The sequence below is a fragment of the Amycolatopsis sp. CA-128772 genome (genome assembly GCF_002904295.1).
Taxonomy (GTDB): Bacteria; Actinomycetota; Actinomycetes; order Mycobacteriales; family Pseudonocardiaceae; genus Amycolatopsis.
Genome location: NZ_PPHG01000008.1, coordinates 1 through 24,500, shown reverse-complemented (window position 1 = coordinate 24,500; position 24,500 = coordinate 1). Strand labels below are relative to the sequence as shown.

Below are 24,500 nucleotides of genomic sequence, written 5' to 3'. Positions count from 1 at the left end.
GTGCACCCCCTCCGACACGCAGAACTCGTTCCCCTCCGGGTCCACCAGCACCGTCCACGCCAGGCCCGGCGCCTCGTGCTCCGCCACCTCCTTCGCCCCCAACTCCACGAGCCGCTTCACCTCGGCCGCGCGATCGTCGCCTCCGAAGTCGATGTGGACCCGGTTCTTTCCCTCCCTTGGCTCCGGTACCCGCTGCAGGCCCATGGCCAGGCCGCCCGTTGTCGGGGGTGCGAGCATCACGAACTCGCCGTAGTCCTGGGCCACCGTTGTGCCCAGGGCGGCCGTCCAGAACTCCGCCAGGGCTCGGGGGTCCGTGCAGTCGATCGTGACCATGCCCATGTGGATCGCCATGCCCCCGAAGCTAGCGGGCACCACCGACAAAAACGGGCGCCCGAGTAACCCGTTGGAGTCACGGCCGGGGTATTGACTACCCTGAGCGGGACTTTCACACCCGCCCGGAGCAGGGAGCCCCCCAGTGATCACCAGGACTTCGTCGTTGTTCCTTCGCACGTTGCGCGAGGATCCGGCGGACGCCGAGGTACCGAGCCACCGGCTCCTGGTACGTGCCGGCTATGTCCGCCGGGTCGCCCCGGGCGGGTACTCCTGGCTGCCGCTCGGCCTGCGGGTGCTGCGCCGCATCGAGGCCGTCGTGCGCGAGGAAATGAACGCCATCGGCGCGCAGGAGATCCAGTTCCCCGCGCTGCTGCCGAAGGAGCCCTACGAGGCCACCGGCCGGTGGACCGAGTACGGCGACGGCCTCTTCCGCCTGAAGGACCGCAAGGGCGCCGACTACCTCCTCGGCCCCACGCACGAGGAGCTCTTCGCCCTCACCGTGAAGGGCGAGTACAGCTCGTACCGCGACTACCCGGTCACGCTGTACCAGATCCAGACCAAGTACCGCGACGAAGCCCGCCCCCGCGCCGGCATCCTGCGCGGCCGCGAGTTCGTCATGAAGGACTCCTACTCCTTCGACCTCGACGACGACGGCCTCGCCCGCTCCTACCAGGCGCACCGCGACGCCTACGTGAAGCTGTTCGACCGGCTCGGCCTCGAGTACGTCGTCGTGAAGGCGACGTCGGGGGCCATGGGCGGCTCGGCGTCCGAGGAGTTCCTCGCGGTCGCCGAGACGGGTGAGGACACCTACGTCCGCAGCACCGAGTCCGGCTACGCGGCGAACGTCGAAGCCGTCGTCACGCCCGCGCCGCCCGCGCAGCCGGTCGAGGGCCGCCCCGAGGCGCAGGTGCACCACACGCCGAACACGCCGACCATCGAGACGCTGGTCAACTTCCTCAACGACGCCGGGCTGGGCCGCACGTTCACCGCCGCGGACACGCTGAAGAACGTCATGCTCAAGACGCGTCAGCCGGGCTCGGCCGAGTGGGACCTGGTCTGCGTCGCGGTCCCGGGTGACCGCGAAGTGGACATGAAGCGCCTCGAAGCGGCGCTGGAGCCCGCCGAGGTCGCGCTGCTCGACGAGGCCGACTTCGCGAAGAACCCGTTCCTGGTCAAGGGCTACATCGGCCCGAAGGCGCTGCAGGACAACGGCGTGCGCTACCTCGCCGACCCCCGGATCGTGCCCGGCACCGCCTGGGTCACCGGGGCCGACAAGGTCGACCACCACGTCGTCGACCTGCTCGCCGGGCGCGACTTCACCCCGGACGGCACCATCGAGGCCGCCGAGGTCCGCGAAGGCGACGCGTCGCCGGACGGGCACGGCACCCTGGTCGCCGCGCGCGGCATCGAGATCGGGCACATCTTCCAGCTCGGCCGCAAGTACACCGATGCGTTCGAGGTCGATGCGCTCGGCCCCGACTCGAAGCCGATCCGGATCACGATGGGCTCCTACGGCGTCGGCGTCTCGCGGCTGGTCGGCGTGCTCGCCGAGCAGAACCACGACGACCTCGGCCTGATCTGGCCGCGCGTGGTGTCGCCGTTCGACGTGCACATCGTCATCGCGGGCAAGGACGAGACGATCGCGGCCGGCGCCGGGAAGATCGCCGCCGACCTCGACGCGGCGGGCATCGAGGTCATCCTCGACGACCGCAAGGCGACGCCGGGCGTCAAGTTCGCCGACGCGGAGCTCCTCGGCGTGCCGACCATCCTGGTCGTCGGGCGCGGCCTGGCCAACGGCGTCGTCGAGGTGAAGGACCGGCGCTCGGGCGACCGCGAGGAGATCGCGGTGGACGCCATCGTCGAGCACCTGGTCAAGCTCGTCCGGGGCTGATGAACCGGCGTTCCGAAGACGCGACGCCGGGCTACGAGGACAACGAGGCGCTCCGCGGGTTCGGTGGTTACGAACCCGCGGACGTCCCGCGCGCGCAGCCCAAGCGGATCCGGCCGAAGCCGAAGCCCCTGAAGTGGCGGCGGGCGCCGTGGTTCGGCCTGGTGTTCATCGCGCTGGTCGCGGGCGTGCTCAACGCGCTGGGTGCCGGCAAGCAGCACCCGGCGTCGTCCTCGCCGCCGCCTTCGCCGCTGGTGGCGACGCCGTCGCCGCGGGCGGCGGTACCGGCGGTGGTCGCGGGCTGGCAGTCCGTGGCGGGCCGCGACGGCGCGTACGCCTACGACGTCCCGCCGGACTGGGAGCCGGCGCCGGGCACGCAGCACGGCTGGGCCGGGATCAGGCTGATCACGAGTGCGTTCCCGGGCAAGTGCGGCGGCGCGGGCATCACGACGGAGCCGCTGCCTGACCTCGAGGCGGCGGCCCGCAAGGCCGCGACGGACCTGGCGGCGGCCGCTTACGGCGGATCACCCCGGATCGGCCCGGGTTCGGACGCGCAAATTCCGCGGGCGGACGGCACCGCGGTGCCCGCCCGGGTCGTGGTCGCTACGGTGACCCCGTCGCAGACGGGGGAGTGCGCGGCCCGGGAGGCGCTGGTGGCGGCGCTGGCGTTCGGCGGGAATGCGGGGACGTCCGGGGTGGTGGTGGCGTACGCGGACAGCGATCGGTCGGGGCCTTCGGTGCGGCAGGACCTGGAGCGCATCGTGCGCAGCTACCGGTTCGTCCCGGCGGCGAACCGCTAGAGCGGGCGGTTTTCGTACGCTTCGACGTCACCGACGATCCAGCCGTGGGCGAATTCGTCCTCGGCGGGGGCCGCACCGACGACCGAGCGGACGAAGAAATCCTCTTGGGTCACGTCGATCTCGTTGTCGAGCATGGCGATCGAGTCGGGCCACGCGTCGGGGACGTGTTCGGTCAGGATCTGCATCGGTGCGTTGCGCAGGTCGGCGTCGACGCTCGAGCCGGCGAGCTCCAGTTCGGTCTCCGGCGGGAGCTTCTCGACGATGTCGAGGGCTTCGTCGTCGAGGGCGACGCACTTGGTGAGGTCGACGTGTTCGAGGGCGGTGAGCTGGGCCAGCTCGCCGATGTCGGTGAGGGACGTGCTGCTGCCCAGCGCGACGCTGCGGAGGCCGGTCATGCCGCCGACGCCGTGGAGGCTTTCGATCTCGGAGTCCGGGGCGTCGAGGACTTCGAGGTGGGTGCAGCCCGCGAAAGCACCCAGGTCGCTCGACGGCCACCCGGGGATGCCGAGTGAGCGCAGGGCGGGCAAAGACAGTTCCGCGGTCTCGGTGCCTGCCGGCACGAATCCCTCCAGCTCCAGATTTTCGAGCTTGCCGAGGGCGTTGAGGGCGGCGAGGTTGGTGAGCCCGATCCCGTGTCCGGTGAGTCGCAGGTCGACGAGGTTCGGCGTGGCGGTCAACAGCGCGCAGTCGAGGGTGGCCACCCCGCCGAGGGTGGCGAACGCCAGGTCCAGCGAGGTGATGCTTTCGTTGTGCGGCAGCGATATTCTCAGGTCGGCCGCGGTGAAGATGGAAACCATGTCCACCCAGAGGCTTTCCAGGCCATCCAGCTTCATCAGGGTGGCCAGATCGCCGGGCGTGAGCCGGGTGTTGGCGGTGATTGCGGTGAGCCGGGCTGCGGTCAACGGGAAGTGGCCCGGCTTCCAGCCTTGCGTCGACTCGAAATGGACCAGGAAATCGCGGCTGAGCCTGCCGGTGAACGGGATCCGGCCGGGATCGGGCAGGACGACCGCGGTCGGCGCGTGCAGGTCCGTCAGGACCTGGTCGGCGTACTCGGCGGGCGGGAAGAACGACCACGCCTCGACCAGGCTTTGCGCGAGCGACCGGCGAAGCGCCACCGGCAGGTCGATCAGGACCTTGAGCGCTTTCGGGGTGCCGATCCGGCCCAACGCTTCCACGCAGCGTTCGAGAACGTGATCATTGTCCACCGCGGCAACGAGGAACTGCTCGATCAGGCCGACACTCGTGTCCCCGCCGGCGACCAGCTTCAGCATCGCGTCGCTGTTGAGCGGCGGCACCAGCGACCGGAGATACGACTCCAGCCTGCGGGTCACGCTCTCGTCCACCAGCATGCAGGCGTCGACGCAGTTCATCACCAGGCTGTACAGGTGCTCCTGGTCGCGGGTGGCGGTCTTTTCGGCCTTCGACAACAGGTTCGCCAGCAAGCCGGTGGCCTCGGCGGGGCGGGCCATGCCGACCGCCAAGGCGATCACTCCCGCGAAGGACGGATCGCCGGACCGGTACAACAGCGCCCCGAAATCACCCTGCTTGCTCATCCACCGCGCCGCCAGGAACTCCAGGAACGTCCGGTGCGCGAAGTCGATCACCCCCGGGGCCGGTTCGCGCAGGATCGATCGCTCGACGAGGTCCTGCAACGCTTCTTCCGCGGTGATCGTGTCCTCGCGCAGCAGCCGGAGCGTCTGGCCGACGTGGCTGAGCGCCTTCTCCTTCGCGATCTCCGAATGGTCGTTCCGGATCAGCCACTGCGCCAGGTCTTCCAGCAACGCGAGCCGTTCCTGCGGACCCAGCGGCGAAATCGCGAGGTTGCGTTCGGTGTCCCGACGGCCGGCCAGCATCACCAGCGCCGTCTCGTACAGCTCGAGCCGCCGCCGGGGCAGGCTGCTGACGCCTTTGCGGGCGTAAGCCAGCGCGCACAACACCGCGCAGAGCAACGGCGTCCGGGCCAGGTCGAGGAGGGCCGGGCTGGTCAGGATGTGCTCGGCGACCAGCTTTCCCTTGGCCCGGTGGTTTTCCTGCTGCTCTTTCGGCAGCGAACTGCTCGTCGACACGTGCCACTGCCGGACCAACGCCGAGATCTGGTCCGGTCCCATCGGATCCAGCTGGGCCGCCGCGAACCGGCTCAGCTTCAGGCCCGGATGGGTCAACGCCGCCGGGCGGCCGCTGATGATGAACACGTTGTCGGGGAACGCGGCCAGCAGGTCGTCGAGCCACTTCTGGACCGCCGGGCGGCGGGAGACCGGGAGCTCGTCGAGGCCGTCGATCAGGAGGATCGCGCGGCCCGCGACGAGCAGGTCCGTGCACCAGCGGGCCGGCTTCCGCGCGCTCAGGTTCGCCGCCACCTCGTCGGTGAGGGACTCGACGTCCGGCAGCGGCCGGTCCACGTACCGCCGGAGGCGCACCGCCAGGGGGACCTTGCCCTTCCACGCCCCCAGCTGCGGCGGTAGCCGGTCGCGGGCCGCCGACACCGCGATCCACTGCAGCAACGTCGTCTTGCCCGACCCCGCCTCCCCGATCAGCACCAGGGGGCCGGCCGCCGCCAGGACGTTCACCACGTCGTTGCGGCGGCCGCCCAACCACGTGTGGTCGTCGTCCCAGTGGCCGCTCGCCGCGGACAACGCCACGAAGGCCGGGGTCAGCGCGTACCGGACCACCGAGCGGGCCAGGTCGATGCCGAGGATTTCGAGGTGGTCCAGGCCGTTGCTGACCGCCCGCAGGTAGTCCGTCGTGTACGCCGCCGCCGACAGCTGGTCGTCGACCGCTTCGTTGCGGGCCCGCTGCCGGCGGGGAACGCTGTCGAGGGCCGTTCCCAGGGCCTTCGGGAGGTCCGCCTCCCGCTCGAGGGCGCCGGACAAGGCATCGCGGCGCAGCTCCGGGACACCGAGGTACGCCCCGGCCAGGAACGCCGTGACGTCGGACAGGAAGTAGCCCTCGGCCGGGGAGCCCGCGTCGCCGAGGAGTGGCCGGAGGACCGCCGCTTCGGCCGCGTGCGCCTGGCCGACCAGCGCCAGGCCGGACACGACCTGCCGGAAGAACGCCGTGTCGTCGAGGCCGTAAGCACCAGCGGCTCGTTCGAGGTGTTCCAGCAGCACCTCTTCGAGGTCCTCGAGCAGCCGCTCCGCCTTCCGCTTCTCCTTCCGGTCGTGGCCCAGCGCCGGGATCTCCTCGCGGGACGCCCAGCTGTGCAGCCTCAGCAACGCCGACAGCAGCGCGCCGGCGACGTCCTCGACGGTGTAGCCCGTCGGCTGGTCCACCGCGTCGAGCAGGGCGAACGCGAACTCGGCGGCGTGGCGCGCGGCGACCTCCTGGCCGCCCGCCCGGTCGGCTTCCGCCTTGCCGGACAACAGGTCGCTGATCCCGCGGATCACGCCGATCGAGACGCCCGACCGGGCCGAAGCGGCTTTGACGAACCCCAGCCCCTCCTGCTCCGTCGCCACCACCTGGCTGTAGTGGCGGCGGATGACGTCCGCGGCCGGGGCTCCGGCGTCCGCGACCACCTTGCCGCCCGCGGCGATCGGCTCGACGACGACCGAAAACCCGCCGGTCAGCCGGTGGCGCAGGTACCGGGCGGCCTGCACGAGGTCGTAGGACGCGGAGCCGACCTGGCCGCGCGGCAGGAAGGCGTCGGCGCCCTCCTTGCCGTACTCGTAGCCGTGCACCTCGGTGGCGAACACGACGTCGCCGAGTTCGACGTCCTTCACCCCGCCCGCCACGCCGACGAAGAGCGCGACGTCGGGGGAGAAGTGCTGGAGCGCGCGTTCCGTGGAATAGCTCGCTTCTTCGTTGCCCCGGCCGATTTCCGCGACGGCGACCGTCCAGACGCCCGACGTGCCGACGAGGTACCGGCTGCCCTGGGCGTGCGTCCGCCAGGCCGCCCCGGCCAGGCGGCCGGCGACCGCGGTGAACTCGACCGGCAGGGCGGTGAGCACGACCGCCGTCCGGGTCATTCCTTCGAATCCGTGCCCGCGGGCGCACGCAGGCGGTCCCAGTTCCTGCTGTCGCGCTCGATGGCCCGGTTCAGCTCGCCGTAGATCCGCTCGACGTCCTGCTTCAGGGCATCCTGCGAAAGGTCTTTGCTCATGCAGTACCGCAACTCCCGCGAAACAGCTTCGAGATCGCGGACCGTCTGCGTCCGGAGGACCCACAGCTCACGGTGGGAGAAGAAGGCGTCCGCCGCCGCCAGCACGGTGATCAGCGCACCCAGCCCGAGGGCGATGTTCGCGAACACATCCGTGTAGCCGTCGAGGTTCCGCAGGCCGAGCAGGACACTGATCGCCGCAGACAGAAGAACGGTCGACAGCCGCAGCCCGAACGCCTTCCGCTTGTCACGCTTGCGCCGCGTCGTGTACCGGCGCAGTTGCTGGTCGAGTTCGGAGCGCAGAAAAGCAAGCTCGCCGGGGGGCTCGTCGGGCACGACGACGAATGTAGCACCGGCGCCCCGCCGGTTTTGCCGCTTCCGCGGGGCGCCCGGATTCGGCAGGCTGCGGGGCATGAGCGGGGATGAGGAGAGACGTCTCGGGCGCGTCCGGGCCGGCGCGTTCGGCGTGCTGGCCGTGGCCGGGTTCGTGCTGCTGTTCGGGCCGTTGCTGGCCAAGGCCCTGAATTGGCTCGTGCAGCCGCGGAATCCGGACTGGTGGGGCGCTTCCGGGCAGTGGGCCGGCGGCATCGGCACGATCGCCGCCGTCGTGGTGGCGTTGTGGATCGCCATCCGGGACGGCCGGCTCGCCCGCGCCGACCGGCGCGAACGCGACCTGCGTGAACGGCAGGAGCAGGCCGCGAAGGTCACCGCGTGGATCGAGTACGCCGGCGGGCACGGCTACATGGTCGTGTCCAACGCGAACGCCGAGGCGGTCAACCACGTCGTCGTCTCGTTCGACCTCGTGCGGACCCTGCCGATGACCGGGTCCACCCTGCACCGCGGGCCGGAGATCGAGGACGACGAATACCTCTACGCCATCCTGCCGCCCGGGAAGTGGCGGATGCCGATCCGCGAGGAGTGGCGGCGCCCGGACCTGACGCCCGGGGTGATGCTGGCCTTCACGGACTCGCGGAACGGCCACTGGCTCCGCCTGACCGACGGCCGGCTGATCCCGAAGGACCAGAACGTCGTCAACAGGCGGAAGATCCGCTTCCCGCAGCGGATCAGCGTGCCCGAGAGCTACTGACCAGCTTCGCCAGCTGCCGCAGCCGCACGTCCGGCAGATAGGCGCGGCTCAGCGCCAGCCCGATCCGCGGCAGGTCGGCCTCGTCGCGGAAAGCCAGGTACAGCGGGACGTGCCGCGGCTGGAACTTCGCCTTGAACGCGTGCAGGGAACGGAATCCGTAGTACGGCTCCATCACGCGGCCCAGCGACTCCAGCGCCCGGTCCACCGGCCGCGCCGCGAACCCGGTGCTGCGGGCCAGCGGGGCACCCGACAGCGAGACGAACCGCGCCCCTTCGTCGCGGAACGCCAGGCACGCCGAGGCGATGAGGAACTCCATCACCGGGCGGAAGCCGTGGGGGCTGCGGCGCATGACGTCCAGCGTCCAGCCGCCGATCGTGCCGGCGCCGGTGTGGACCGGCAGCCACGACGTCACGCCGTGGACCGTGCCCTCCGCGTCGACCGCGAGGCCGACCCGGGTGGCCGGGTCCATCGCCTCGTCGAGCCCGCCGAGGGTGAACCCCATCTCCGGCATGGCCTTGCCGGACATCCACTCCTCCGACAGCGCCCGGACCTGGGCGAGGATCGGTTCAGGCTGGTCGGCCAGCCGGACCAGACGGAACTCGATGTCCTGCTTGGCCGCCTTGTTGAGCGCCGACCGGACGTCCTGCCACGCCTTGCCGCGGAACTCGAGGCCGTCGAGGTCGAGCACGTTGTCCTCGGCGACCTGGACGTGCTGCCAGCCCAGCTCGCGCGTCGCCGCGACGGTGGCTTCGGTCGCCGAGAACACGCACGGCACCAGGCCGGAGTTCTCGCACATCGTGGCGAACTCGGTGACCGTGGCCGCCGCGGTACCGTCCGGCGCGATCGGGTCGCCGAGCGCGACCGCGACCCCGGCGTGGCGCCGGTAGGCGAGGTAGGACCGGCCGTCCTCGCGGACGAAGTAGGTGTTGCGCGGCCAGGTCGTCATCCACGACAGCGTGCTGCCGCCGTGGTGCCCCAGCAGCGTGCGGGCCAGCGCCGGGCCGGGACCCTGCGCGTGCCGCCGCAGCCGGCGCCGGGACGGCACCCGGAAGGCGTGCCGCGCGGCGATCAGCACGGCCAGCTCGACCGTCCACAGCAGGTTGTCCACGAAGAAGAGCGGCAGGCCGGCGGTGTCGTAGTCGCCGCCGAAGACGTCGGCGAGCCCGACGAGCGTGGCGACGGCGAGCCCCTGCAGCGTCACGAAGGCCGACAGCGCGACGGCCCACCGCCACGCGACGCGGCCGCCCTTGCGCAGCCCGTTGAGCATCGGCACCACGAGCAGGACCAGGACGCCCAGCTCCGGCGCCGACAGCGAAACCCCTTCGTCGGAGCCGAACGGACCGTCGCCGGGCACCAGGAACATCACGATCTCGGCGATGGTGAGCAGCAGCAGGCCGGCGACGGCCAGCACCCGCCACTCCCGGAGGTTGGGTCCCGCCGAGTCACCCGCCCGCCGGGTGCCCACCAGGCGTTTCCCGAGCGGGAGGGCCAGCAGCAGCGCGAAGAAGTGCACGAGGTCGGCCAGCGTGCCGACGTAGACGATCGCGACGCCGGCGTACACGCACAGCCCGGCCCGCAGGCGCAGCGCCCACGGCGGCCGCAGCGTCGCGCTGGCGACCGCCACAGCGGCGAGCGCGCCGCCGGAGAACCCGACGTCGAGGCTGCCCGCGACCCGCTCGGCCCACAGCCAGCCCGAATTGCGGGACAGCGCCAGGAACTGGGTCGCGACGAGCACCGAGGCGAACTGGCCGCCGATGGTCACGGTCATCGCGCGCCGCGTCCCCAGCTGCCACTCGGCGAAGCCGGCGAAGAGCGCGAAGCTGCCGACCATCGGGAGGTAGTACCACGGGATGACGGCGAAGAACGGCCCGGTGAGCATCGTCCACCACCGGCCCGCCTCCAGCGATGGCAGCCCGTAGGCGACGAACGGGAAGGCCACGCGGTCTTCGGCGGCGTTCCAGAGCGCTCCGGTCGCGACGGCCAGCACCAGCATCGCCAGCGTGACCGTGCTGGTGAACGGCAGCCGCTGTCTGAGCACGGCGACCGTGCCCCGGACGCGTCCCCCTCCGGCGGTTACGGCCGCCGCCCCTGCGTGAGTCATGGGGAAGAGTCTTGCGGTCCGCGCCCACCCGGGACATCAGGCAAGGGAACGAGTTTTCCCCTAGGGGTGTCGTACTTTCGGCTGAGGGATGTCCCCCTCCGAAGGAGGACGTCAGCCGAGGACGGCGCGCCGGACCGCGTCCGTGTCGGCCAGGTCCGGCAGCACCGTGTGCGCGCCCTCGGCCAGCAGTTCTTCGGCGCTGTAGTGGCCGGTGGCCACGGCGACGGACACCGCGCCGTTGTCCACCGCGGCCCGGACGTCGTTCGGCGTGTCGCCGATGACGACCACCGCGCCGGCACCGAACTCCGTGCCGTGCTTGGCCGCCGCCAGCCCCACCGCGTGCGGGACCAGGTCCGGGCGGTGCACCGAGAGCGTGCCGTAGCCGCCGATCTCCAGGTCGAGGTGCTCGTCGAGGCCGAACGCGGCGAGCTTGTGCCGCGAGATCTCCGGCAGGTTGCCGGTGACGAGCGTCTGGACGACGTCGCCGTCGGCGGCGAACGCGTTGAGCGCCTCGGCCGCGCCCGGCAGCGCGCGGGCCGTCGCCGGGAACGTGGGCAGGTGCCGCTCGGACTCCGCGACCAGGGCCTTGAACAGCGCCTGGACGGTCTCTTCCGTGGCATCGAAGCCGTTCGCGGTGAGCAGGTCGGTCGTCGTCGCGCGCTCGGTCCGGCCGCCGAACACCGGGTGCACCCGGAGGGTCGCGCCGGTCGCGGCGGTGAACGCCGTGCCGTACCAGGCCGCGCCCAGTTCGGTGAAGTCCACGAGCGTGTGGTCGATATCCCAGAGCACCAGGCGCTTCTTCGTCACGTGTCCGAGGCTACCGGCGACGCTATTCAACAAGCGTTGACTTCTCGGGAACGGGGTCGTACCTTGGGGCGTAATTCAACGTGTGACGAATAAATGGAGGCAGTGATGACCCGTCCCGCAGGGGCGCTCGCCCTGGTCGCCGCCGTGGTCGGCGCCCTGGTGGCGGTGGTGCTCGGATTCCTCACCTTCGGCGCGCAGGCCACCGTCGCGCCGGACCACGTCCCGGTCGCGGTGGCCGCGCCGCCGGAGATCGCGCAGCGCATCGCCGCCCACGGTCCAGGCCAGCTGGCCTGGACCGTCGCGTCCCCGGCGCAGGCGCGGCAGCTGCTGGAAGACAAGAAGGTCTACGGCGTGCTGGAGCTCGCGCCGGGACCGGCCGCGACCGTCGTGACCTCGGGTGCGGTCAACCCGGCCGGCACCCAGGTCGCGCAGCAGGCGCTGACCGGCGCCGCGACCGCGCTGGCCGGAGTGCCGAAGCAGGAGGTCCTGCACCCGGTGGGGCTTGCGGGCCGGGTCGCCCCGCTGGCCGCGAGCGCGCTGGCCTGGATCGGCGCCCTCGTCGCGGGGCTGGCGCTGACCCAGCTGGCCAAGCGGACCGGCCGCACGATCGGCGCCGGCGCACGGTTCCTGCAGGTCACCGGGGCCGGCGTGCTGATCACGGCCGTGGTGGCCGGGTTCTTCGCGCTGTGGGACTCGACGCTGCCGCTGACCGCGGACGTCCTCGGCTTCGTCTTCCTCGCCGCGACGGCGTTCGCGGCGCTGCAGGCGGCCCTGCTGCGGGTGCTCGGGCTGCGGGCGATGGCCGTCCTCGGGCCGCTGTACCTGGTCGCGCCCGCGGTGGCCGGGCAGGTGCCGGAGCTGCTGAACCCGGCCTACCGCGCGCTGCTGTGGTCGTGGACGCCGTTCCGGTTCGCCGCGGAGGGCCTGCGCAGCCTGCTGCAGGGCGTGCCGGGCGCGCCCGACGTCACGACCGCGCTGTGGGTGCTCGGCGCGCTGCTGGCCGCGGGCCTGCCGGTGACGCTGTGGCCGGCCCGGTCAGCCCGCCAGGAGGCTGAACCGCACCTTGCGGACGGGGTTGTCGAGGTTGGTGTCCACTAGGCAGACCGACTGCCAGGTGCCCAGCGCCAGGACGCCGCCGAGGACCGGGATCGTCGCGTAGGGCGGCACCAGCGCGGGGAGGACGTGGTCACGGCCGTGACCCGGGCTCCCGTGCCGGTGCCGCCAGCGGTCGTCGCGGGGGAGGAGCCGGTCGAGCGCGGCCAGCAGGTCGTCGTCGCTGCCGGCGCCGGTCTCCAGGATCGCCAGCCCGGCGGTGGCGTGCGGGACCCAGACGTGCAGCAGCCCGTCGGTCGCGTCGGCGTCGCGGAGGAAGGCTTCGGCCTCGTGGGTGAGGTCGTGGACGACGGCGCCGGAGCCGGTGCGGACCTCGATCTCGGTGGAGTACATGCGCTCCAGCCTAGGCTCAGGTTTCGAGGTAGCGCAGCACCGCGAGCACCCGCCGATTGTCCCCTTCGGACGGTGGCAGGCCGAGCTTGCCGAAGATGGACGTCACGTACTTCTCCACGGAACCGGCCGAGAGGAACAGTTTCGCGGCGATCGCGGAGTTCGACCGGCCTTCCGCCATCAGGCCCAGCACCTCGCGTTCCCGCGGGGTGAGGCCGCCGAGCGCGTCGGTCCGGCGCGTCGCCGAGAAGAGCTGGCTGACGACTTCGGGGTCCAGCACCGTCTCGCCGTCCGAGACCCGGCGCAGCGCGTCGAGGAAGTCCGAAACCTCGGCGACGCGGTCCTTCAGCAGGTAGCCGACACCGCCCGCGCGGTCGGCCAGCAGCTGGGCCGCGTACTTCGTCTCGACGTACTGGGAGAACAGCAGCACCGCGCAGCCCGGGAGCTCGCGGCGCAGCGTGATCGCCGCCCGCAGGCCCTCGTCGGTGTGCGTCGGCGGCATCCGGATGTCCACAATGGACACGTCGGGGGTGTGGCTTTCGACGGCGGCCCGCAGCGCGTCGGCGTCTTTCACCGCGGCGACGACCTCGTGACCGCGGAAGGTCAGCAGCTCGACGAGACCCTGGCGCAGGATGGTGGAGTCCTCCGCGATGACGATCCGCATGCCGCGACCCTAGCGGGGCAGGGGCACCCGCGCGGTCACTTCGGTCGGACCGCCCACCGGGCTCGAGACGGTGAGCTCGCCGTCGACGGTCCGCAGCCGTTCGGCGACGCCGGCCAGCCCGCCGCCGGGGACGAGCCGCGCGCCGCCGCGGCCGTGGTCGCACACGCGCAGCCACAGGACGTCCCGGTCCTCGGTGACCCGGACCAGCGTCGTCCCGCCGTGCTTCGCGGCGTTCGTCAGCAGCTCGGCGGCGCTGAAGTAGACGATGGTTTCCAGCGACGGCGGCGGCCGGCGCGGCAGGTTCACCGCGACCCGCGCGTCGATCCCGCTCGTGGCGACCAGGGTGGCGAGGGCGACGTCGAGACCCGCGTCGAGGGCGGGCGGGTGGATGCCGCGGGCGAGGTCCCGCAGCTCGGTCAGCGCCTGCTTGGCGTTCGCGTGCGCGGCCGTGACCAGCTCTTTCGCCTGGGGGAGGTCGACGTCCGCGAGCTCGTCTTTAGCGAGCCCGAGCTTCATCGCCAGTGCGACGAGCTGGGCCTGCGCACCGTCGTGGAGGTCGCGTTCGATGCGCCGAAGCCGCAGGGCGGCGTCCTCGACGGCGGTCGCCCGGCTCGCTTCGAGGTCCCGCACCCGTTCGGAGAGCACACGTTCGCCGAGCAGCGCGACGACCATCAGCCGATCGAGCGCGACGAAGGCGTGCGTCACCCAAGGGAGTGCGATGAGCACCAGCAGCCCGGACGCCGACCACGCCAGCGCGCCCGGCCAGTGGTCGGCGCGGATGCCGAAGGTCGGCAGGTCGTGTTCGCCCAGCGGGAACCAGAAGAGGCCGAAGGTGGTGGCGGCGAGGCCGTAGAGCGTCCCGGGGACGACGGTGGACAGCCCGGCGATGGTGAGGGGAAGGCGCACGAGCAGGTACCCGGCGGCACGCCACCCGGCCGGATCGCCGACGCGCGCCTTCACCCAGCTCCACAGCCCGGGCTTGAGCTGGGGCCGCCCGGGGGCGGGGACGCTGACGCCGAGCAGGGATTTGGCGAGTTTCCGGTGGGCGGCGCCGAGCCCGCGGGCGTAGAAGACGGCGCCGGCGAGGACCAGGAAGCCGAGGAGGACGGGGGTCAGCCAGAGGCCGAGCGCGAGGACGACGAGGAGGCTGAACAGCGAGAACGCGGTGAGCGGGCCGGCGAGGCACAGCCAGAGGTACTCGGCCCAGAAGTCCCGTGCGGCGAGGGGGCCGAAGAGGCGGCGGAGCGGGTGGGGGCTGGTCACGGGTTCAGTTTCACCCGGATGGGGTTGGCGGCCCATCCGGTTTTCCCCCTAGTGCGGGCGGGGATCGCCTCCGGTCTACGGGGCTGGGCGGACGGCTGCTGCGGCTGTGGGCAGGTTGTGCCCGCGGCTGGGCGGACGGCTGCTGCGGCTGTGGGCAGGTTGTGCCGGCGGCTGGGCGGCGTGGCTGCTGCGGCTGTGGGCGGGTTGTGCCCGCGGCTGGGCGGACGGCTGCTGCGGCTGTGGGCGGGTTGTGCCGGCGGCTGGGCGGCGTGGCTGCTGCGGCGGTGAACGGTTGCGTCCGCGGGCGCTGAGCGAGTTCGCCCGCGGCCGTCTCAGCGCAAGGGTCTGCCGGCCTCTGCCCGCGGTCGGAACGCGCCCGGCCACCTCCGCAGGCACCGCCCACCCGCCGCGGGGGCGCCCCCCGTCTTCCACGCTACCGGCGGGCGCCGACAGTTCCGGTGCCGCCACCGGCCGTCCCGGACGAGTCATCCACAACTCCCGACACCTGTGGATGACTCGCCCGAGACACCGCTCACGGCGTGTCCGGGTCGTCCTCCCGGGCCCGCTGGGCGGCTTCGCGCATCTCGATGACGTCCGTGAGCCAGTCGCCCGTCTCCCTGGCGACGTCGCGGATTGCGCCCGTGATGATGGAAACGATGTTGCCGACGTGCGTCGCCGCTGATTCGGTGATCACCTGCAGGGTGTCCTTCTCCCGTTCGAACTGGCCCACCATGTCACCCTCACGCTGCTCGGAGCTGCCGGTCGGGTTCCACGGTAGCCGGGGACTGCGGGCCGGGCAGGGCCAGCTTCACGATCTTCTTCGCCACCGACCAGAGCTGCTTGCGCAGCGGGCCCGTGTGGTACGGCAGCCCGTACTTCTCGCAGATCGCGCGCACCTCGCCGGCGATCTGCGGGTAGCGGCGCGCCGGGATGTCCGGGAACAGGTGGTGCTCGATCTGGTGGGACAGGTTGCCGCTCAGGATGTGGAACAGCGGGCCGCCCTCGATGTTCGCCGAACCCAGGATCTGGCGGAGGTACCACTGGCCTCGCGACTCGGAAGAAGTCTCCTCCTCCGTGAAGCTCTCGACGTCCGCCGGGAAGTGGCCGCAGAAGATGATTGCGAACGCCCACAGGTTGCGGGTCAGGTTCGCCGTCGCGTTGCCGAGGAACGTCAGCGGCGCCAGCGGGCCGGTCAGCAGCGGGAACAGCACGTAGTCCTTGCCGACCTGCCGCGAAGCCTTCCGCACGATCTTGCGCAGGATCGGCAGGTTGTCGGCCCACGACCGCTCGCCCTTGACGACGTTCTCGACCTCGAGGTCGTGCAACATCACGCCCCACTGGAAGAACAGCGCCAGCAGCGTCGCGTACACCGGGTTGCCCAGGTAGTACGGGTGCCACTTCTGGGCGGTGTCCATCCGCAGGATGCCGTAGCCGACGTCGCGGTCCTTGTCGACGATGTTCGTGTAGGTGTGGTGGATGTAGTTGTGCGAATGCCGCCAGTTCTCCGCCGGCGCCACCGTGTCCCACTCGAACCGCTGGGAGCTCAGCGCCGGGTCGCGCGTCCAGTCGTACTGGCCGTGCATCACGTTGTGGCCGATCTCCATGTTGTCCAGGATCTTGGCCAGCGACAGCGCGCCGACGCCGGCGAGCCACGCCGGCGGGAAGAACCCGGCGAACAGCAGCGCCCGCCCGGCGACCTCCAGGCCGCGCTGCTTCTTGATGATGTCGTGGATGTAGTCGACGTCCTCCTGGCCCAGGTCGTCGACGATCCGCTGCCGCAGCGCGTCGAGCTCGCGGCCGAACTCCTCGACCTGTTCCGGGGTCAGGCGGTCCTGCAGACCGGTCATGGCAGTCTCCTCAAGCGTCGATCTCGACGTCCCCGACCGGGACAGAGATGCAGAGCTGGATTTCTTCGTCTTCGTCGCCGGAAACCTCGCCGGTGCGCGCGTTGCGGACGCGTCCGGCGGTCTTGAGCTGGGTGCACGAGAAGCAGATGCCCATCCGGCAGCCGTGCTCCGGCGCCAGCCCGGCGTCCTCGGCCTGCTCCAGCAACGGCTTGCCGGAGTTGGCGCACTCGCGGCCGCTGCGCTTGAAGCGCACCTGGCCCGCCGCGTCCGCCGTGTCGAAGGTCAACGCCGGCGGCGTGAACTCTTCGGTGTGCACGCGTTCACCCAACTCCTCGCGGACGGCGTCCATGAGCGGCTTGGGGCCGCAGACGAACGTCTCCGCGTCGCGGAACCACGGCGCGACCTGCGCCAGGTGCTCCGGCGAGAAGAACCCGTTCAGGTCGCCCCCCTTCGAGTGGGTGTGGGCGTGCACGACCCGCAGCCCGGGGTGCCGGGCGGCGAGCTCGGCCAGTTCGGTGCGGTACAGCGCGTCGGCCGGGCCGTTCGAGTACTGCACGAACACGATCTCGCCGGGGTGGCCCTCGGCGACCAGCGTGCGCGCCATCGCGAGCACCGGCGTGATGCCGCTGCCGCCGGCGATCAGCAGGACGCGGTCCGGGCGCGCCGCGGGCAGCGTGAAGCTGCCGTCCGGAGTGGACAGGTGGACGACCGAACCGGCGCCGATCGCGCGGTTCAGGTGCCCGGACACCAGGCCCTGCTCCTTGACCGTGAACTCCAGCTCACCGTCGTACTGCGAACCGCACGGCGAGTAGCAGCGCGTGCGCCGGACACCGTCGATTTCCACCTGCAGGCGGACGTACTGGCCGGCAGTGAAGCCGGGCCACGCGCGGCTGGGCCGCACGGTCAGCGTGACGCTGTCCGGCGTCTGCTTGCGCACCGCCGTGACCAGCCCGCGGATCTCGCGGCGGACCAGCATCGGGTCGACGAGTTCCAGGTACCGGTCCATCCCGTGCGGCGTCAGCAGCGCCTCGGCCAGCGAGGCGAGACCGCGCACCCGCCGGGGGATGAGCGCCGTCATCGGGAACCTCCTCGATTACAGTGAACGACTGTACACTCAATAGTGCACTGCAGGAGTGGACACGCTGTCAACGCGAGACCCCGAGGATGTGACGTGAGCAACGCGGTGGACATCCGTACGCTGGACCCTGTGTCCGAACCCCTCACGCCGGTGAGCCGCCAGGAGCGCAAACTGCGCACCCGCCAGGCGTTGCTGGACACCGCCCTGGACCTGCTGGCCGACCGGCCGTTCGCGACGCTCTCCCTGCGCGAGGTCGCGAAGGGCGCCGGCATCGTGCCGACGGCGTTCTACCGGCACTTCGCCACGATGGAGGAACTCGGCGTCGCGCTCGTCGAAGAGACCACGCGCACGCTGCGCGGCATGATGCGCTCGGCCCGCACCGATCCCGACACCTACCAGGGGATGATCAGCGCCTCGGTGGCCACGGTGCACCAGTTCGTCCGGGCGAACGAGGACCATTTCCGGTTCCTGACCCGCGAGCGCTACGGCGGCGGCCCGCTCGCCCGCGCGATCGGCGTCGAGCTGCGCCTGTTCTCCGGCGACCTGGCGATCGACCTCGCCCGGTTCGCGCCGCTGCGTTCGTGGAGCACCGAAGACCTGCACATGCTGGCCGACTTGATCGTTTCCGTGATGCTGACGACCATTGTCGAACTGCTGGAAGCCCGCCCGGCCGACGACGCGAAAATCACCGGAACGGCGGAAAAACGGCTGCGGCTGGTCCTGCTCGGCGTTCCGCACTGGAAATCGGCCTGAACGTTTCACGCACGACGTTCGTATTTCCCGGCACAACCCCGAGACTTGCGACTCACGTCACTGGGGACTGTCGGTCCGGCGTGGTACAACCCTCGGATCGTGCCTCGCCGATGAGGAGGTCGTGTGACGGACAGCGAACAGAGTCAGCAGCTCACCGTGGGTGTGGTGGCCGAGTCACGCCCCGGGGAGCGGCGGGTCGCCGTGGTGCCCAAGCTCGTCGGGCGGCTCGTGCAGCGCGGGCTGCGCGTCGTCGTCGAGCCGGGGGCCGGCGCCGGTGCCCACCTGAGTGACGACGCGTACACCCGGGCGGGCGCCGAACTCGGCGACGCCTGGGGCGCGCCGATCGTCGTGAAGGTCAACCCGCCTTCGCCCGGGGAGGTCGCGAAACTGAGCCGGGGTTCCGTGCTCGTCGGCTTCCTCGATCCGCGGGGCAATCCGGACGCGCTCGCGAAGCTCGAAGAAGCAGGGTTACGCGCCTTCGCGATGGAGGCGATCCCGCGCATTTCCCGGGCCCAGGCGATGGACGCGCTGTCGTCGCAGGCGAGCATCGGCGGCTACCGCGCCGTGCTGCTCGCGGCCCAGAAGCTCCCGCGGTTCTTCCCGATGCTCACCACCGCGGCGGGCACCGTCCCGCCGGCGAAGGTGCTGGTGCTCGGCGCCGGCGTCGCCGGGCTGCAGGCGCTGGCCACGGCAAAGCGGCTCGGCGCGCAGACCACCGGCTACGACGTCCGGCCGGAGGTTGCCGAGCAGGTCAAGTCGCTGGGCGCGCAGTTCCTCGACCTCGGCATCGAAGCGGTCGGCGAAGGCGGGTACGCCCGCGAGCTCACGCCGGAAGAGCGCGAAGAGCAGCAGCGGCGGCTCACCGAAGCCATCACGAAGTTCGACGTCGTGATCACCACCGCGCTGGTCCCGGGCCGCAAGGCGCCGACGCTGGTCACCGCGGACGCCGTCAAGGGCATGCCCGCGGGATCGGTCGTGGTCGACCTCGCCGGCGAGACCGGCGGCAACTGCGAGCTGACCAAGCCGGGCGAGGACGTCGTGGAGCACGACGTCACCGTTTCGTCCCCGCTGAACCTGCCCGCCGAAATGCCTTCGCACGCCAGCGAGCTGTACGCGCGCAACGTCGTCGAGCTGCTGGAGCTGCTCGTGACGAAGGAAGGCGCGCTGGAGCTGAACTTCGAAGACGAGATCGTCGCCGGTGCCTGCGTGGCCGGGCGCGAAGGGAGCCTGGCATGAGTCCCCTGGTGCAGAACCTGGCGGTGCTCGTGCTCGCCGGGTTCGTCGGCTTCGCCGTCATCTCGAAGGTGCCCAACACGCTGCACACGCCGCTGATGTCCGGCACCAACGCCATCCACGGCATCGTGCTGCTGGGCGGGCTGGTCGTGCTCGGCCTCGGCGTCGACGGCGTGTTCAACAAGATCCTGCTGGTGATCGCCATCGCCTTCGGCACGATCAACGTCGTCGGCGGGTTCCTCGTCACCGACCGGATGCTGTCGATGTTCAAGGCCAAGAAGCCCGCTCCGGCCGATGAGGAGGAGGCGAAGTGACCGACTTCATCGCGATCCTCTACATCATCGCGTTCGCCCTCTTCATCTACGGCCTGATGGGCCTCACCGGCCCGCGCACCGCGGTCCGCGGCAACTGGATCGCCGCCGTCGGCATGGGCATCGCCGTGCTCGCCACCCTGCTCACCCCCGGGATGGGCAACTGGGTGCTGATCGCGCTCGGCGTCGGGATCGGTGTCGTCGTCGGCGTCCCGTCGGCGCGCAAGGTCAAGATGACCGCGATGCCGCAGATGGTGGCGCTGTTCAACGGCGTCGGCGGCGGCGCGGTCGCGCTCATCGCCTGGGTCGAGTTCAACTCCACCGGCGGCTACGCCCGCGATCCGGCGTACATCGCGATCGCGTCGCTGTTCGCGGCGATCATCGGGTCGATCTCCTTCTGGGGCTCGAACGTCGCCTTCGGCAAGCTGCAGGAGCTGATCAGCGGCCGCCCGATCACGCTCGGGAAGCTCCAGCAGCCGGTCAACCTGCTGCTCCTGGTGATCGCGGTCCTGTGCGCGGTGCTCATCATCACCGGCAACGACAGCGAGCTGCTGATCATCGGGCTGCTGGTCGCGGCGGGGATCCTCGGGCTCACCGTGGTGCTGCCGATCGGCGGCGCGGACATGCCCGTGGTGATCTCGCTGCTCAACGCGTTCACCGGGCTCTCGGCCGCGGCGATGGGCCTGGCGCTGGACAACACCGCGCTGATCGTGGCCGGCATGATCGTCGGCGCGTCCGGTTCGATCCTGACCAACCTGATGGCCAAGGCGATGAACCGGTCCATCCCGGCGATCGTCGCGGGCGGCTTCGGCGGCGGTCCCGCCGTGGCGGCCGGCGGCGGGACGAAGGAAGCCCGGCCGGTGCGTTCGACGAGCGCGGCCGACACGGCGATCCAGATGGCGTACGCGAGCAAGGTCGTCGTGGTGCCCGGCTACGGCATGGCCGTGGCGCAGGCCCAGCACACCGTCCGCGAGATGGCGAAGCTGCTGGAGAAGAAGGGCATCACGGTCGCCTACGCGATCCACCCGGTCGCCGGCCGGATGCCCGGGCACATGAACGTGCTGCTCGCCGAGGCCGACGTGCCCTACGAGCAGCTCAAGGAGATGGACGAGATCAACTCCGAGTTCGCCCAGACCGACGTCGCGCTGGTGATCGGCGCGAACGACGTCACGAACCCGGCCGCGCAGACCGACCCGAGCTCGCCGATCTACGGGATGCCGATCCTCAAGGTCAACGAGAGCCGGTCCGTGATCGTCTTGAAACGCGGGATGGCCTCGGGCTTCGCCGGGATCGACAACGACCTGTTCTACGATCCGAAGACCAGCATGCTCTTCGGGGACGCCAAGTCGTCGGTGGGCGAGATCGTGGAGGAACTCAAGGCGTTATGACGACCGGGTCGGATGTTCGTGCGGCGTTCACGGATCCGGCCGACAACCTCGCTTTCGACGAAGCGCTCCTCCGGGTTGCGCCCGGGTCACCGGTGTTGTGGCTCTGGCGCAACCCGGTTTGCGTCGTGGTGGGCCGCGGGCAGCGGGTGGCGCGCGAAGTGCGGGTCGACGAGTGCGTCCGCGACGGCGTCCCGGTGCTGCGGCGGGCCAGCGGCGGCGGCACCGTGTTCCACGACCCGGGCAACCTGAACGTGACGCTGGTCCTGCCGGGCCCGGCCGACCGGCCCCTGGAGGCGCTCGGCCAGGTGATGAGCGCGGCCGTCGACCAGCTGGGGCTGGTACCGCGGATCGGCGACCGCGGGCTGTTCATCGGCGGCGCGAAGCTGTGCGGGTTCGCGGTGTTCCGCACCAAGACCGGCCTGCTGGCGCACTCGACGCTGCTGGTCGAGACGTCGGCCGGGCTCGTCGGCCGCTACCTGACCAGCGCGCCGGCCGACCCGCGGCCGCTCGACTCGCACCGCAGCCCGGTGGCGTCGCTGGCCGAGCACGGCCTCCGGCCCGGCTTCCCGGCGGTCGAGGCGGCGGTGCGGGCGGCGGCGTCGCAGCTGCTCGGGACGTTCGTGCCCCGCCCGCCGTCGGCGGCCGAGCTGGCGCGGCAGCGGGCATTGCTGCACACCCGCTACCGCTACCCGCTGTGGCACGCCGACGGCGCCCAGCGCGCCGCCTGACCGGCCAAGGGGCGGCACTTTCACGTGAAAGTGCCGCCCCTTGGTCCACTGTGGAGTTACTCGGCTGCGGAGAAGGTGACGGTCGGGACCTTGCGGGTGGCCGCGCGGGTGGTGGTCTTCGGCTCCGCGGCCTTGTTGGTGCGCGTCGGCTTCGCCGGCTCGGCCTTCGCGCGGGCCGGCTTCGCCGGGGCGGGCTTGACCGCGGTGGTGGCCTTCGCCGGGGCGGGCTTGACCGGGGCGGGCTTGACCACGGTGGGGGCCTTTGCCTTGGCGGGCGTGGCCGTTCTGGCGGCCGGCTTCGGCGGGGTCTTCGTCGCGCCGGGGACGGTCCGCGGCCGGTTCCGGCGGCCGCCGGTGCGGCGTCCGGCGTCGGCGTAGCGCTGCAGGAGCCCGCGCAGCGCCTCGGCGTTGGCGAAGGAGAGGTCGATGTCGTAGTCGATGCCGTCCAGGCCGAACCCGACGGTCTCCGCCGCCGGCTCGCCGGTCAGATCATCCAGCACCTGCACAGCCGTGTTCCTGGCCACGACAAACCTCCCGTGCTTCGAACGTGTGATGTGTTCGCGCGCACCGGGTCCGACGGCACCCGGGCCGCCGACAACTTGCGACTTCCTGACGGAGGATAGCCGCTGGCTTGCGTGATCCCGCGTGGTGGTGTGACCTGATGCCATGGCTGGAGAGACTTTTGACGTAGTGGTGATCGGCGCGGGTCCGGTGGGGGAGGTGGCCGCCGAACGGGCGGCCCGCGGAGGCCTGAAGGTCGCCCTCGTCGAGCACGAACGCTTCGGCGGCGAGTGCTCCTACTGGGCCTGCATCCCGAGCAAGGCGTTGCTGCGGCCGGGAAATCTCCTCGCCGCCGCGAAGCGGGTGCCCGGCGTGCCGGTCGGCGACCGGATCGACCCGGCGGCGGTGTTCGCGCGCCGTGACTGGTTCACCGGCAAGGGTGACGACTCGGGACAGGTCGACTGGGCCCGCGGCGCGGGCATCGAGCCGATCCGCGGGCACGGCGAGATCACCGGCGAGAAGGAGGTGACCGTCGGCGGCGACCGCGTGCTGACCGCGCGGCACGCGGTGATCGTCTGCACGGGCAGCGTGCCCAGCACCCCGCCGATCCCCGGGCTCGACACGATCCGGCCGTGGGGTTCGCGTGAGGCGACCTCGGCGTCTTCGGTGCCCGGGCGTCTCGGTGTCCTGGGCGGTGGCGTGGTCGGCGTCGAGATGGCGCAGGCGTTCGCCACCCTCGGCTCGGAGGTCCACCTGGTGATCAGCGGCCCGCGGCCGCTGCCGCGCAACGCGTCGTTCGCGGGCGATCTCGTGCTGGCGGGGCTGCGCGAAGCCGGTGTCCAGGTGCACACGGACTCGGGTGTTTCCTCGGTCGCCGCGGGTGACTCCGGGACGACGTTGACGCTGAAGGACGGTTCGACGCTGGTCGTCGACGAGTTCCTGGTGGCGACCGGCCGCCGGCCCGCGACGGCCGGGCTCGAGCGCTTCGGGATCGAGCCCGGGCACCCGCTGGAGACCGACGACACCGGCCGCGTGTCCGCAGTGGACGGTGACTGGCTGTTCGCGGCCGGCGACGTCACCGGCCGGGCCCCGCTGACCCACCAGGGCAAGTACGGCGCCCGCGCGGCGGGGGACACGGTGGCGGCGCTGGCCGCGGGGACCTTCTCGGCGCCTTCGCCGTGGAGCCGCTTCACGGCCACGGCCGACCACCACGCTGTCCCGCAGGTGGTGTTCACCGACCCGGAGGTGGCGGCGGTCGGCCTGGCGGACGCGCGGCCGGGGTCAGCCGACCGGGTGGTCGACATCGACATCGCGGTGGCGGGCTCGTCACTGCACGCGGACGGCTACACGGGCAAGGCCCGGATGGTCGTCGACACCGAGCGGAACGTGCTCCTGGGTGTGACGTTCGTCGGCCAGGACGTCTCGGAGCTGCTGCATTCGGCGACGATCGCGATCGTCGGCGAGGTGCCCCTGGACCGGCTGTGGCACGCGGTGCCGTCGTTCCCGACGATCAGCGAAGTGTGGCTGCGGCTCCTGGAGGCGTACGGGCTGTGAGTGTCACTGTGCGGGCAGGTCGAGGGCGGCTTTCGCGGCCCTGACCAGGCCGGGATCGTCCGCAGTGGACGGTCCCGGCGCCCACACGGCCTGCACGACCCGCACGGACCTGCCGTCGAGCTTGCTGGCGTAGGCGGCGTTCTCGAACCGCGGGGCGGGCGTGGCGCCCCACCGGCCGGTCTCGGAGGCGAGGTCGAGGATCCCGCCACCGCCGGGGGTGTCGGCAATCGCCTTGAAGGCGGCGGCCTGCGCGGCATCGGGAAAGGAGACGATCCCGACGGTGACGGCCCCGGAACGCCCATCAACGGCGGCGGCGTAACTGGCGCGGCGCACGCCTGAGCAGCTGGTTTGCTGAAGGCTGGCCTGGGCGTCGCCGAAGGCGTGGGAGGCACAGCCTTGATCGCCTCCTGAGGCGCGGAGGACGAACTGGAGGCTCGGCGGCTTGGGAGCGGCACTACGCGCGGTGGAAGGCGGCGGCGCGGAGGGGGCGGTGGTGGTCGGAGCGGCGGCGGTTTCACCGCCGGTGCCGGCGAGGACGACGGAGGCCACGGCGAGCAGGACAAGCACGGCGATGGCGCCCAGGGGAACCCACCGGACGGTTCGAGAAGTCGCGGCTGCGGGGGCGGGT

Annotated in this window: 22 protein-coding genes and 1 pseudogene; 10 read left to right on the top strand and 13 right to left on the bottom strand. The window is 71.6% G+C overall.

Translation table 11 applies throughout. The annotated features are described in order from the left end of the window. Positions 1-351: VOC family protein (locus tag C2L59_RS03460; protein ID WP_103348051.1), on the bottom strand; the 351-nt coding region annotated here is incomplete at its 3' end. Positions 352-475: 124 nt separating this feature from the next. Between C2L59_RS03460 and C2L59_RS03455 the strand changes: the two genes are divergently transcribed. Then, positions 476-2,224 carry a proline--tRNA ligase gene (locus C2L59_RS03455; protein ID WP_103348050.1) on the top strand — a complete coding sequence of 583 codons (1,749 nt, stop codon included), beginning with the start codon at positions 476-478 and terminating at the stop codon, positions 2,222-2,224. Further along, positions 2,224-3,021: a hypothetical protein gene (locus C2L59_RS03450; protein ID WP_103348049.1), complete on the top strand. Its 798-nt coding sequence runs from the start codon at positions 2,224-2,226 to the stop codon at positions 3,019-3,021. The genes C2L59_RS03455 and C2L59_RS03450 overlap by 1 nt, the downstream gene beginning before the upstream one ends. Here the strand turns inward: C2L59_RS03450 and C2L59_RS03445 are convergent. Together C2L59_RS03445 and C2L59_RS03440 are read right to left on the bottom strand one after the other, a co-directional pair. Then, on the bottom strand, positions 3,018-6,983 hold the full coding sequence (locus tag C2L59_RS03445) for an NACHT domain-containing protein (protein WP_103348048.1): 3,966 nt from the start codon (positions 6,981-6,983) through the stop codon (positions 3,018-3,020). The two genes, C2L59_RS03450 and C2L59_RS03445, sit on opposite strands and share 4 nt — an antisense overlap. Beyond that, a complete protein-coding gene (locus C2L59_RS03440) occupies positions 6,980-7,450 on the bottom strand; it encodes a DUF4231 domain-containing protein (protein WP_158263019.1) in 471 nt (156 codons plus the stop codon). Before C2L59_RS03440 ends, C2L59_RS03445 begins: the two co-directional genes overlap by 4 nt. Positions 7,451-7,526: 76 nt before the next feature. Here C2L59_RS03440 and C2L59_RS03435 point away from each other — a divergent pair, with 76 nt between their 5' ends. Continuing rightward, positions 7,527-8,201, top strand: coding sequence for a hypothetical protein (locus tag C2L59_RS03435; protein ID WP_103348046.1), 675 nt, complete (start codon positions 7,527-7,529; stop codon positions 8,199-8,201). On the opposite strand, the gene C2L59_RS03430 is transcribed toward C2L59_RS03435, so the two are convergent. Beyond that, the gene (locus C2L59_RS03430; RefSeq protein ID WP_233223253.1) at positions 8,179-10,302 is read right to left on the bottom strand and encodes a bifunctional lysylphosphatidylglycerol flippase/synthetase MprF; all 2,124 of its coding nucleotides are present in this window, start codon (positions 10,300-10,302) and stop codon (positions 8,179-8,181) included. The two genes, C2L59_RS03435 and C2L59_RS03430, sit on opposite strands and share 23 nt — an antisense overlap. A gap of 111 nt (positions 10,303-10,413) precedes the next feature. Further along, a complete protein-coding gene (locus C2L59_RS03425; protein WP_103348044.1) occupies positions 10,414-11,109 on the bottom strand; it encodes a haloacid dehalogenase-like hydrolase in 696 nt (231 codons plus the stop codon). A gap of 105 nt (positions 11,110-11,214) precedes the next feature. Between C2L59_RS03425 and C2L59_RS03420 the strand changes: the two genes are divergently transcribed. Beyond that, positions 11,215-12,207 carry an ABC transporter permease gene (locus tag C2L59_RS03420; protein ID WP_199198893.1) on the top strand — a complete coding sequence of 331 codons (993 nt, stop codon included), beginning with the start codon at positions 11,215-11,217 and terminating at the stop codon, positions 12,205-12,207. Here the strand turns inward: C2L59_RS03420 and C2L59_RS03415 are convergent. The 6 genes from C2L59_RS03415 to C2L59_RS03390 form a co-directional block, all read right to left on the bottom strand. Then, the gene (locus C2L59_RS03415; protein ID WP_103348043.1) at positions 12,145-12,555 is read right to left on the bottom strand and encodes a secondary thiamine-phosphate synthase enzyme YjbQ; all 411 of its coding nucleotides are present in this window, start codon (positions 12,553-12,555) and stop codon (positions 12,145-12,147) included. The two genes, C2L59_RS03420 and C2L59_RS03415, sit on opposite strands and share 63 nt — an antisense overlap. 16 nt (positions 12,556-12,571) lie before the next feature. After that, on the bottom strand, positions 12,572-13,216 hold the full coding sequence (locus tag C2L59_RS03410) for a response regulator (RefSeq protein ID WP_103348042.1): 645 nt from the start codon (positions 13,214-13,216) through the stop codon (positions 12,572-12,574). Positions 13,217-13,225: 9 nt separating this feature from the next. After that, the gene (locus C2L59_RS03405) at positions 13,226-14,515 is read right to left on the bottom strand and encodes a sensor histidine kinase (protein ID WP_103348041.1); all 1,290 of its coding nucleotides are present in this window, start codon (positions 14,513-14,515) and stop codon (positions 13,226-13,228) included. 496 nt (positions 14,516-15,011) lie between these two features. Further along, positions 15,012-15,212, bottom strand: coding sequence for a hypothetical protein (locus C2L59_RS03400; protein WP_004560346.1), 201 nt, complete (start codon positions 15,210-15,212; stop codon positions 15,012-15,014). Between the two features lie 7 nt (positions 15,213-15,219). Next, positions 15,220-16,326 (bottom strand): acyl-CoA desaturase, encoded by a 1,107-nt coding sequence (locus C2L59_RS03395; protein WP_103348040.1) that lies wholly within the window; start codon positions 16,324-16,326, stop codon positions 15,220-15,222. Between the two features lie 10 nt (positions 16,327-16,336). Continuing rightward, complete coding sequence (locus C2L59_RS03390; protein WP_103348039.1) at positions 16,337-17,404, bottom strand: ferredoxin reductase; 1,068 nt, start codon at positions 17,402-17,404, stop codon at positions 16,337-16,339. A 93-nt stretch (positions 17,405-17,497) separates the two neighbouring features. Here C2L59_RS03390 and C2L59_RS03385 point away from each other — a divergent pair, with 93 nt between their 5' ends. From C2L59_RS03385 to C2L59_RS03365, 5 genes are all read left to right on the top strand, one after another. Continuing rightward, positions 17,498-18,157, top strand: coding sequence for a TetR family transcriptional regulator (locus C2L59_RS03385; protein WP_103348038.1), 660 nt, complete (start codon positions 17,498-17,500; stop codon positions 18,155-18,157). Between the two features lie 123 nt (positions 18,158-18,280). Beyond that, complete coding sequence (locus tag C2L59_RS03380; protein WP_103348037.1) at positions 18,281-19,393, top strand: Re/Si-specific NAD(P)(+) transhydrogenase subunit alpha; 1,113 nt, start codon at positions 18,281-18,283, stop codon at positions 19,391-19,393. Next, entirely contained in the window at positions 19,390-19,704 is a 315-nt protein-coding gene (locus tag C2L59_RS03375; protein ID WP_199198892.1) for an NAD(P) transhydrogenase subunit alpha, read from the top strand. Before C2L59_RS03380 ends, C2L59_RS03375 begins: the two co-directional genes overlap by 4 nt. Beyond that, complete coding sequence (locus C2L59_RS03370; RefSeq protein ID WP_103348036.1) at positions 19,701-21,089, top strand: NAD(P)(+) transhydrogenase (Re/Si-specific) subunit beta; 1,389 nt, start codon at positions 19,701-19,703, stop codon at positions 21,087-21,089. Before C2L59_RS03375 ends, C2L59_RS03370 begins: the two co-directional genes overlap by 4 nt. Continuing rightward, positions 21,086-21,817, top strand: coding sequence for a lipoate--protein ligase family protein (locus C2L59_RS03365; protein ID WP_103348035.1), 732 nt, complete (start codon positions 21,086-21,088; stop codon positions 21,815-21,817). The genes C2L59_RS03370 and C2L59_RS03365 overlap by 4 nt, the downstream gene beginning before the upstream one ends. A 56-nt stretch (positions 21,818-21,873) precedes the next feature. Here C2L59_RS03365 and C2L59_RS03360 read toward each other — a convergent pair whose 3' ends face one another. After that, the gene (locus C2L59_RS03360; protein WP_233223252.1) at positions 21,874-22,341 is read right to left on the bottom strand and encodes a histone-like nucleoid-structuring protein Lsr2; all 468 of its coding nucleotides are present in this window, start codon (positions 22,339-22,341) and stop codon (positions 21,874-21,876) included. Positions 22,342-22,483: 142 nt separating this feature from the next. Between C2L59_RS03360 and C2L59_RS03355 the strand changes: the two genes are divergently transcribed. After that, positions 22,484-23,872: an NAD(P)/FAD-dependent oxidoreductase gene (locus tag C2L59_RS03355; RefSeq protein WP_199198891.1), complete on the top strand. Its 1,389-nt coding sequence runs from the start codon at positions 22,484-22,486 to the stop codon at positions 23,870-23,872. A 3-nt stretch (positions 23,873-23,875) separates the two neighbouring features. On the opposite strand, the pseudogene C2L59_RS03350 reads toward C2L59_RS03355, so the two are convergent. Then, positions 23,876-24,500, bottom strand: a pseudogene (locus C2L59_RS03350) (hypothetical protein); the annotation flags it as partial.